Here is a 9,733-nt window from a genome sequence, read left to right on the forward strand (position 1 = left end):
CCGCGCCCCGACGCCTGTCGGCCCCGGTACCGGGCCCGGGCCCGGCCGCCTCGGGCCGCGGGTTCGGCCGGTCAGCGGACGCGGCGGCGGTTGCGGTCGTGCGGGTCGATCCGGCGCGGGATGGGCTCCCGTCCCGCGGGCTGGCAGGGCGCGACCGGCGAGATGCCCTGGATGATCCCGCGCTCCACCGGCTCCTTCTCCAGGTGGAACTCCTCGCCGTGGTGGCCGAGGACGAGGCCCGGGCCGTCCAGCAGCTCGTAGGTCGCGGACTCCCCGGTCACCGTCACCTTGATCAGGTTGCCGCGGTAGCGCATCCGGAACGCCAGCCGGCTGATGCCGCCGGGCAGCCGCGGTGCGAACCGCAGCGCGCCGCGGCTCGCCCGCATCCCGCCGAACCCCGCGACGAGCGCGGTCCACGCGCCCGCCAGGGACGCGATGTGCAGGCCGTCGCGGGTGTTGCGGTTCAGGTCGTGCAGGTCCATCAGCGCGGTCTCGCCGAGGTAGTCGTGCGCGAGCTCCAGGTGCCCGCACTCGGCGGCCACCACCGCCTGCGTCTGCGCCGACAGCGACGAGTCCCGGACGGTCAGCGCCTCGTAGTAGGCGCGAGTCCCGGACGGTCAGCGCCTCGTAGTAGGCGAAGTCGCGGGCCTTCTCCTCCGGCGTGAACGCGTCCCCGCACAGGTGCAGGGCCAGCACGAGGTCGGCCTGCTTGACGACCTGCTTGCGGTACAGGTCGAAGTAGGGGACGTTCAGCAGCAGCGGGTACTGGTCGGGCTTGGTCGAGGCGAAGTCCCAGCGGGCGTGGTCGGTGAACCCGTCGCACTGCGGGTGGACGCCGAGCCGCTCGTCGTAGGGGATGCGCATCCGGTCGGCCGCGTCCCGCCAGGACGCCGCCTCCTCGGTGGTGACGCCCAGCCGGTCGGCGACGTCGGGGTTGCGCATGGCGGTGTCGGCCGCCTCGCGCAGGTTCCGGCGCGCCATGAGATTCGTGTAGACGTTGTTGTCCACGATGGCGGTGTACTCGTCCGGGCCCGTCACGCCGTCGATGCGGAACACGCCCTCGACGTCGTGGTGGCCGAGGCCGCGCCACAACCGGGCGGTCTCCACCAGGATCTCCAGCCCGACCTCGCGTTCGAACCGCTCGTCCCGGGTGGCGTCCAGGTACCGGACGACGGCGTCGGCGATGTCGGCGTTGATGTGGAACGCGGCGGTTCCGGCGGGCCAGTAGCCGGAGCACTCCTGGCCGCGGATCGTCCGCCACGGGAACGCCACGCCGGGCAGCCCCAGCTGGCTCGCGCGCTCCCGCGCGAGCGGCAGCGTCATGTGCCGCCAGCCGAGGGCGTCGGCGACCGCGTCCGGGTAGGTGTAGGTGAGCACCGGCAGGACGAACGTCTCGGTGTCCCAGAAGGAGTGCCCGTCGTAGCCGGGCCCGGTGAGGCCCTTGGACGGGATCATCCGGCGTTCGGCGCGCGCGCCGGCCTGCAGGATGTGGAACAGCGCGAACCGGACGGCCTGCTGCACCTCCGCGTCGCCGTCCACCTCGACGTCGGCGCCCTCCCAGAACCGGTCGAGGAAGGCGCGCTGCTCCTCCAGCAGCCCGTCCCAGCCGGTCTGCCGGGCCGCCGCGAGCGCCCCGACGACCTGGTCGTTCAGCGCCGACCGGGACCGCTGGCTGGACCAGCCGTAGGCCATGTACTTGACGATCCGCAGCCGCTCGCCGGGCTTCAGCCGGGTCGCGACGGTGAGGCGGCCGATGTCGGGCAGGCTCTCCAGCGCGTGGTCGGCGTCCTCCGGGCCGGTGACCTGGTGCGTCATCCCGGCCGCCATCCGCAGCCCGCTCTCCCGGGTGCGGTGCACCAGGACGACCCGGTGGCCGTTGGACATGTGGTCCTCCGACACCAGCGGGGCCTCCAGCATCGCGCTGGTGCGCGGGTCGCGGCCGAGGTCGGGCAGCGCCTCGTTGGCCACCAGCTCGCTCTGCAGGACGACCCGGACGGCGTCGTCCACGGCCTCGACCTCGTAGCAGATCGCGGCGACCGCGCGCTGCGTCAGCGACACCAGCCGGGTCGAGGTGATCTTGACGCGGCGGCCCGCCGGGGACGTCCACTCCACGTCCCGCGAGAGCGTCCCGGCGCGCATGTCCAGGACCCGCTCGTGGAAGTGCAGGCGGCCGTACCGGACGTCGAACGGCTCGTCGTCCACCAGCAGGCGCAGGACCTTGCCGTTGGTCACGTTGATCACGGTCTGCCCCGTCTCGGGGACCCCGTAGGCGGCCTCGGCCTGCGGCAGCGGGCGCCGCTCGTAGAACGAGTTGAGATAGGTGCCCGGCAGGCCGTGCGGCTCGCCCTCGTCCAGGTTGCCCCGCAGGCCGAGATGGCCGTTGGACAGCGCGAAGACCGACTCGCTCTGGGCCAGCCGGTCCAGGCGCAGCTCCGGCTCCCGCACGCACCAGGGCTCCACCAGGAACTGCGGCTGCCCGGCCGCCGCGGCGCGGTTGTCCGGCTCGGTCACTGGTCCCCCTCGAGAAGTTCGGAAAGATCGTCCACGACGGTGTCGGCGCCGTGCTCGCGCAGCCCGTCGGCGTGCGCGGCGTCCAGCCGGTTCACCCCGACGACGTAGGCGAAGCCGCCGCGGTGCCCGGCCTCCACGCCGGCGAGCGCGTCCTCGAACACGACCGCCCGGTCGGCCGGGACGCCGACCGCCTCGGCCCCGGCGAGGAAGGTGTCCGGCGCGGGCTTGCCCGGCAGCTTGCGCTCGGCGGCGACGACCCCGTCGACGCGCGCGTCGAACAGGTCGGCGATGCCGGTGACCCGCAGCACCTGCGCGGTGTTGGCGGAGGACGACACGACGGCGGTCTTCAACCCGGCGGCGCGCGCCGCGCGGACGAAGTCCACCGAGCCGTCGAACACCTCCACGCCCTTCTCGTCGATGAGTTTGAGCACCAGTTCGTTCTTGCGGTTGCCGAGCCCCCGCACCGTCTCGGCGGCTGGCGGGTCGTCCGGGGAGCCCTCGGGCAGGTGGATGCCGCGCGACTCCAGGAACGACCGGGTGCCGTCCTCGCGCTTCTTGCCGTCCACGTACAGACCGTAGTCGTGGCGGATGTCGAACGGAACGAACGGCTCACCGCGCCGCAGCGCCCGGTCCTTCAGGAACTCGTCGAACATCTGCTTCCACGCCGCCGCGTGGACGGCGGCCGTGGCGGTCAGTACCCCGTCGAGGTCGAACAGGCACGCTTCGACCCCCTCCGGCAGTCCCAGCAATGTCTTTCCCCTAAGGTCGTCGGCTGTTTGATCGGTGCCTTCCCCGTGGGCGAGTACATACCCGGAACCGGGTCGTCCGCCGTCGGCTCGCCCGAACAGAAGGGTAGGACTCCGTCCGGCGATGCTTACCGTGAGTGAGGAAACACTGGTGAGCGGCACTCAGCAGGCGAACATCGGGGTGACGGGACTGGCCGTGATGGGCCGGAACCTGGCCCGCAACCTGGCACGGCACGGCTACACCGTCGCGGTGCACAACCGGACCGGGGCCCGCACCCGGGCCCTGGTCGAGGAGTTCGGCGGGGAGGGCGCGTTCGTGCCCGCGGGGTCGGCGGCGGAGTTCGTCGCCTCGCTCGAGCGGCCCCGGCGCGTCGTGGTGATGGTGAAGGCGGGCGCGCCGACCGACGCGGTCGTCGAGGAGTTCGCCTCGCTCCTGGAGCCGGGCGACATCCTCGTGGACGGCGGCAACGCGCACTTCCTCGACACCCGCCGCCGCGAGGCGGCGCTGCGCGAACGCGGCCTGCACTTCGTGGGGGCGGGCATCTCGGGCGGCGAGGAGGGCGCGCTGCACGGCCCGAGCATCATGCCCGGCGGGTCCGCCGAGTCCTGGGCGTCGCTCCGGCCGCTGCTGGAGTCGATCGCCGCCCGGGTGGACGGCGTCCCGTGCACGACCCACATCGGCCCGGACGGCGCGGGCCACTTCGTCAAGATGGTCCACAACGGCATCGAGTACGCCGACATGCAGCTCATCGCCGAGTCCTACGACCTGCTCCGGAACGCGGGCGGCCTCGGGCCCGCCGAGCTGGCGGAGGTCTTCCGGACGTGGAACACCGGCCGGCTCGACTCCTACCTGGTCGAGATCACCGCCGACATCCTGGCCTACTCCGACCCGGGGACGGGCCGCCCGTTCGTGGACGTCGTCCTGGACCAGGCCGAGCAGAAGGGCACCGGCCGCTGGACGGTCCAGACGGCCCTGGACCTCGGCGCCCCGGTCAACGGCATCGCCGAGGCGGTCTTCGCCCGCTCCACCTCCGGCCACGCCGTCCTGCGCAAGGCGGCCCGGGACCTGCCCGGCCCGCCGCGCACGCCGGTCGCCGATCCGGCCGGCTTCGCCGACAAGGTGGAGCAGGCCCTGTACGCGTCCAAGATCGTCGCCTACGCGCAGGGCTTCGACGAGATCGCGGCCGGCAGCGCCGAGTACGGCTGGGACATCGACCTCGGCGCGACCGCCGCGATCTGGCGGGGCGGCTGCATCATCCGCGCGGAGTTCCTGGACCGCATCCGCGCCGCGTACGCGTCCGACCCGAAGACCCCGACGCTCCTCACCACGCCCGACTTCGCCGAGGCCCTGGCCGGGGCGCAGGAGGCCTGGCGCGACGTCGTCGCCACCGCCGTCCGGCAGGGCATCCCGGTGCCGGGCTTCGCCGCGGCCCTGGCCTACTACGACTCCCTGCGGGCCAGGCGCCTGCCCGCCGCCCTGGTCCAGGCCCAGCGCGACTACTTCGGGGCGCACACCTACCACCGCACCGACAAGGAGGGCACCTTCCACACCCTCTGGGCCGAGAGCCCGCGCAAAGAAGTCCCTATCGGCACCCCGCCGAACCCCTGAAAAGGGCTCTGACCCCATTGGGAGACGGCCCGGGGCGGTATCGAGGCGCCCGCGGATCACCTGTCGAAAGCCGCTGACAGGCGGCCGGGTCGGAAATCCGGAATCCGGGCGGCGGAAATGCGGTGGGAGCGCCGGAAGGGGCGTGGGCTGGGGGAAGGAGGGCGCTTCGGGGCGGGGAATTGGCCTGGGCAGTGCGCGGGGAGGGGCAGGATGGGGATGTGAACCTTCTCGACCAGATGCCTTCCGGAAACGACGCCGACGCCGACAGCCTCTTCGAGGCGTTCGAGAGATGGGTCTCGGGGCGCGGGATCACGTTGTACCCGGCGCAGGAGGAGGCGCTGATCGAGGTGGTCTCCGGCAACAACGTCATCCTGGCGACGCCGACCGGGTCGGGGAAGTCGCTGGTGGCGGCCGGGGCCCTGTTCGCCGGGCTCGGCCGGGACGAGGTGGGGTTCTACACCGCGCCGATCAAGGCGCTGGTCTCGGAGAAGTTCTTCGACCTGGTCGAGATGTTCGGCCGGGAGAACGTCGGGATGATGACCGGCGACGCCTCGGTCAACCCGGACGCGCCGATCATCTGCTGCACCGCCGAGGTGCTGGCCAACATCGCCCTGCGGGACGGCCGGGACGCCGACGTCGGCGTGGTCGTCATGGACGAGTTCCACTTCTACGCCGAGCCCGAGCGCGGCTGGGCGTGGCAGGTGCCGATCCTGGAGCTGCCGCAGGCGCAGTTCCTGCTGATGTCGGCGACGCTCGGTGACGTCGAGTTCCTGCGCAAGGACCTGGCGCGCCGGACGGGCCGCCCGACGGCGCTGGTCACCTCAGCCGACCGGCCTGTGCCGCTCAAGTACGACTACCGGGTCACGCCGCTGCACGAGACGATCGAGGAACTGCTCGGCGAGCAGAAGGCGCCGATCTACCTGGTGCACTTCACCCAGGCGGCGGCCGTCGAGCGGGCGCAGTCGCTGATGAGCATCAACGTCTGCACCAGGGAGGAGAAGGCGAAGATCGCCGAGCTGATCGGCAACTTCCGCTTCACCACCCGGTTCGGGCGCAACCTGTCCCGGTTCGTCCGGCACGGGATCGGCGTGCACCACGCCGGGATGCTGCCGAAGTACCGGCGGCTGGTCGAGCGGCTGGCGCAGGCGGGGCTGCTCAAGGTCATCTGCGGCACCGACACGCTCGGCGTCGGCGTGAACGTCCCCATCCGGACGGTCGTGTTCACCGCCCTCAGCAAGTACGACGGGCACCGGGTGCGGCGGCTGCGGGCCCGCGAGTTCCACCAGATCGCCGGACGCGCCGGACGCGCCGGGTTCGACACCATCGGGTACGTCGTCGCGCAGGCCCCGGAGCACGTCGTGGAGAACGAGAAGGCCCTCGCCAAGGCCGGGGACGACCCGAAGAAGCGCCGCAAGGTGCAGCGCAAGAAGCCCCCGGAGGGGTTCGTCGGCTGGGACGAGGAGACCTTCGCCAAGCTGCAGCAGGCCGAGCCGGAGCGGCTGACGTCCCGGTTCCAGGTCAGCCACGCGATGCTGCTGTCGGTGATCGGCCGTCCGGGCAACGCGTTCCAGGCGATGAAGAGCCTGCTCACCGACAACCACGAGGACCGCGCGGCCCAGCGGCGGCACATCTCCCGGGCCATCGCGATCTACCGGTCGCTGCTGGCCGGAGGCGTGGTCGAGGCGCTGGAGGAGCCGGACGAGCAGGGCCGCTACGCGCGGATCGCCGTCGACCTCCAGGAGGACTTCGCGCTCAACCAGCCGCTGTCGGCGTTCGCGCTCGCGGCGTTCGAGATCCTCGACCCCGGCTCGCCGACGTACGCGCTGGACGTCCTGTCGGTGATCGAGTCCACCCTGGACGACCCGCGCCAGGTGCTCGCCGCGCAGGAGAACAAGGCGCGCGGCGAGGCCGTCCAGGAGATGAAGAACGAGGGCATCGAGTACGAGGAGCGGATGGAGCTGCTCCAGGACGTCAGCTACCCCAAGCCCCTGGAGGAGCAGCTCGAGGCCGCCTACGAGGTGTACCGGGCGGGCCACCCGTGGGTCGGCGACCACCCGCTCAGCCCGAAGTCGGTCGTCCGGGACATGTACGAGCGGGCGATGACCTTCACCGAGTACATCGGCCACTACGACCTGGCGCGCGCCGAGGGGCTGCTGCTGCGGTACCTGTCCGGCGCGTACAAGGCGCTGCAGCAGACCGTCCCCGAGTCGATCAAGAACGACGACCTGATCGACCTGATCGAGTGGCTGGGCGAGCTGGTCCGCCAGGTCGACTCCAGCCTGCTGGACGAGTGGGAGCAGCTGGCCAACCCGTCCGACGAGGACCTCGCGACCGCCCTGGACGAGCGGGTCACCCGCGTCACGGCCAACGCCCGGGCGTTCCGGGTGCTGGTCCGCAACGCTCTGTTCCGCCGGGTGGAGCTGGCCGCGCTGGAGCGCTACGCCGACCTCGGCGACCTCGACCCGGACTTCGGCGCGGACGCCTGGGCCGACGCCATGGACGCCTACTACGAGGAGCACGACGAGCTGCTGACCGGCCCGAACGCGCGCGGCCCGAAGCTGCTGCGGATCGAGGAGGTCCCCGAGGACGAGCTGTGGCGCGTCCGCCAGGTCTTCGACGACCCGGAGGGCCACCACGACTGGGGCATCAGCGCCGAGGTGGACCTGGCCGGCTCCGACCAGGCGGGCGAGGCGGTCATCCGCGTCACCGCCGTCGACCGCCTCTGACCCCCGGGCCGCGGCCGGGGGCGGGGCCGGAGACGGTGAGGCCGCGCGGCTTCCGCCCGCGGGCGCGGCGCGGCCCGACGCCGGTTCCGGAGGGGCGGGGGAGGGCGGTCAGGCGGCCTGCGGCGGGATGCGCCGGATGACGTCCTCGCGGAGGGCGTCCAGGTCCACGCCCGCCCCGCTGAGGGCGCGGGCCGCCTGGAAGCGGCGGTCCTGGAGCAGGCCGAGCAGGAGGTGCCCCGACCCGATGTACTTGTGCTTGAGCTTCAGCGACTGCCTGAGGCTGAGCTCCAGCGCCTTCTTGGACTCCGGCTCGAACGGGATGTGGCCGGTCGCGGTGCGCTCCCGGCGGGCGCCGCGCGGGGCGTCCAGGGCGCCGGGGCCGAAGGCGTCCTCGGCGGCCTCCCGGACGGCGTCGATGTCGATGCCGAGGACGCGCAGGGCCTCGCCGTCGAGTCCGTCCCGGGCGGGCAGGGCGTCCACGGCGTCCTCGGCGGCGCCGCGGAACACGCCGAAGCCGCGCAGCGCCTCCCCGGCCGGGCCCTCGTCGCGGGTCAGGGCGAACAGCAGGTGCGGGGTCCCGACCGTCCGGTCGCCCCGGCGCCGGGCCTCCTCCTTCGCGGCGTTGACGACCTCGCGGGCCCCGGTGGTGAACCGTTCGAACATCTCCTAGCGCTCCTTCTTGAGGATGCGGCGTCCCCCGCCGTGCTTCTTGTGGACGGCCTGCCGGCTGACGCCGAGGCAGACCGCGATCTCCTGCCAGGACCAGCCCTGCTCGCGGGCGTTGTCCACCTGCAGCGCCTCCAGCCGCTCGGCCAGGTCGCGCAGCGCGCGGACGGCCCGCAGGCCGACCGCCGGGTCCCGGCTGCTCGCCTCCTGGGCGAGCCTCACTCCATCGCTCATACCGTCAATGTAGGTTGACGGTCCGGGCGTGTCAACATCGGTTGACGGACGGGGCGGGGGAAAGCGGGGACACACGGCGGCGCGCGGCGGCGCCGCGGGCTAGTCGGTGGGTCGGTCGGTGGGGGCGAGGATGGTCGTGAGCAGGTCGTCCAGGCTGACGATGCCCGCGCCGCGGCCGTCGTCGCGCAGCACCAGCCCCAGGTGGCTGTGGTGGTCGCGCAGGACGGCCACCGCCTCGGCCACCGGCGTCGCCACCGACAGCCGCGGCATCGGGTGCGCCAGCTCCCTGGCGGGCGGCTCGGTCTGCCGCGCGCGGGCCAGGTAGGCGTCCCGGACGTGCACGACCCCCGCCGGCGCGCTCGGGCCGCCGGAGACCACCAGCCGCGTGTGCCCGGTGCGGACCGCCGTGTCGATGACGTCCTGCGGGGACGCGTCGGGCGGCACCGACACGACCCGCGCGGTCGGGATCACGAGCCCGGCGAGCGGCGCGCGCGGCGCGTCCAGCGCGGCGGTCAGCAGGTTCAGGTCGGTCTCGGCGATCAGGCCGAGCCGCCGCGACTCCACGGCGAGGCTGCGCAGCTGCTCGGGCGTGCGGGACATCTCCTCCTCGCCCTTCGGCCGGACGCCGACCAACCGCAGCAGCAGGTTCGTCAGCCCGTTGAGCGCGGCCAGCGCGGGCCTCACGATCCGGGCGAACCCCCGGAAGGGCGGCGCGAGGACGGTCGCCGACCGCTCCGGGTCGATGATCGCCCACGACTTCGGGGCCATCTCGGCGAGGACCATGTGCAGGAACGTCACCAGCGCCAGCGCCAGCACGAACGCCACCGGGTGCGCCGCCCCCCGCGGCACTCCCACGTGGTGGAACAGCGTCGCGAGCGTCCCGGCGAAGACCGGCTCGGACACCACGCCGAGGCCGAGCGAGCACATCGTGATGCCGAGCTGCGCGCCCGCCAGCATCAGCGACAGCTCGCGGATCCCGGCGACCGCCGACGCGGCGCCGCCGCTGCCCTCGGCCGCCGCCTTCTCCAGCCGCGGCCGGCGGGCCGCGACCAGCGCGAACTCCGACGCCACGAAGAACCCGTTGCCCGCCAGCAGCAGCAACGTCAGCAGGACCCCCAGCGGCAGGCTCATCGCGCGCCCTTCCCCTCGCCCCGGTCGGCGGACGGCCGGCGGCCGTTGGCGCCCGCGGCCCCGCCTCCGCTCCCGCCGCCGGCCCCACCTCCGATCGCGCCGCCGGCCCC

7 protein-coding genes and 1 pseudogene are annotated in these 9,733 nt (G+C 73.2%); 2 read left to right on the top strand and 6 right to left on the bottom strand.

What is annotated here, in order from left to right; genetic code table 11:
• Positions 1-71: 71 nt before the first annotated feature.
• The 3 genes and pseudogenes from DZF91_RS41760 to DZF91_RS04510 all read right to left on the bottom strand — a co-directional run bounded on the left by DZF91_RS41760 (position 72) and on the right by DZF91_RS04510 (position 3,260).
• Positions 72-545, bottom strand: coding sequence for a glycosyl hydrolase family 65 protein (locus tag DZF91_RS41760; protein WP_407920878.1), 474 nt, complete (start codon positions 543-545; stop codon positions 72-74).
• Positions 546-657: 112 nt separating this feature from the next.
• A pseudogene (locus DZF91_RS04505) lies at positions 658-2,511 on the bottom strand (glycoside hydrolase family 65 protein); the annotation flags it as partial.
• Positions 2,508-3,260: a beta-phosphoglucomutase family hydrolase gene (locus tag DZF91_RS04510; RefSeq protein ID WP_117356230.1), complete on the bottom strand. Its 753-nt coding sequence runs from the start codon at positions 3,258-3,260 to the stop codon at positions 2,508-2,510. The gene DZF91_RS04510 and the pseudogene DZF91_RS04505, both read right to left, overlap by 4 nt.
• Before the next feature lie 148 nt (positions 3,261-3,408).
• Between DZF91_RS04510 and gndA the strand changes: the two genes are divergently transcribed.
• Both gndA and DZF91_RS04520 read left to right on the top strand, forming a co-directional pair.
• Positions 3,409-4,866 carry an NADP-dependent phosphogluconate dehydrogenase gene (gndA, locus tag DZF91_RS04515; RefSeq protein ID WP_268915918.1) on the top strand — a complete coding sequence of 486 codons (1,458 nt, stop codon included), beginning with the start codon at positions 3,409-3,411 and terminating at the stop codon, positions 4,864-4,866.
• Positions 4,867-5,102: 236 nt separating this feature from the next.
• Positions 5,103-7,592 carry a DEAD/DEAH box helicase gene (locus DZF91_RS04520; RefSeq protein ID WP_117356235.1) on the top strand — a complete coding sequence of 830 codons (2,490 nt, stop codon included), beginning with the start codon at positions 5,103-5,105 and terminating at the stop codon, positions 7,590-7,592.
• Positions 7,593-7,700: 108 nt separating this feature from the next.
• On the opposite strand, the gene DZF91_RS04525 is transcribed toward DZF91_RS04520, so the two are convergent.
• From DZF91_RS04525 to DZF91_RS04535, 3 genes are all read right to left on the bottom strand, one after another.
• On the bottom strand, positions 7,701-8,255 hold the full coding sequence (locus tag DZF91_RS04525; protein WP_117356231.1) for a Clp protease N-terminal domain-containing protein: 555 nt from the start codon (positions 8,253-8,255) through the stop codon (positions 7,701-7,703).
• A 3-nt stretch (positions 8,256-8,258) separates the two neighbouring features.
• On the bottom strand, positions 8,259-8,492 hold the full coding sequence (locus tag DZF91_RS04530; RefSeq protein WP_117356232.1) for an RNA polymerase subunit sigma-70: 234 nt from the start codon (positions 8,490-8,492) through the stop codon (positions 8,259-8,261).
• 99 nt (positions 8,493-8,591) lie between these two features.
• Positions 8,592-9,623 carry a hemolysin family protein gene (locus DZF91_RS04535; protein WP_117356233.1) on the bottom strand — a complete coding sequence of 344 codons (1,032 nt, stop codon included), beginning with the start codon at positions 9,621-9,623 and terminating at the stop codon, positions 8,592-8,594.
• Positions 9,624-9,733: the final 110 nt, after the last annotated feature.

Source organism: Actinomadura logoneensis, assembly GCF_003428695.1.
GTDB classification, from domain to species: Bacteria; Actinomycetota; Actinomycetes; order Streptosporangiales; family Streptosporangiaceae; genus Spirillospora; species Spirillospora logoneensis.

Coding starts and splice junctions, on each gene's coding strand:
- DZF91_RS04520 (WP_117356235.1), top strand. CDS start 5,103: ATGCCTTCCGGAAACGACGCCGACGCCGACAGCCTCTTCGAGGCGTTC.
- DZF91_RS04525 (WP_117356231.1), bottom strand. CDS start 8,255: ATGTTCGAACGGTTCACCACCGGGGCCCGCGAGGTCGTCAACGCCGCG.
- DZF91_RS04530 (WP_117356232.1), bottom strand. CDS start 8,492: ATGAGCGATGGAGTGAGGCTCGCCCAGGAGGCGAGCAGCCGGGACCCG.
- DZF91_RS04535 (WP_117356233.1), bottom strand. CDS start 9,623: ATGAGCCTGCCGCTGGGGGTCCTGCTGACGTTGCTGCTGCTGGCGGGC.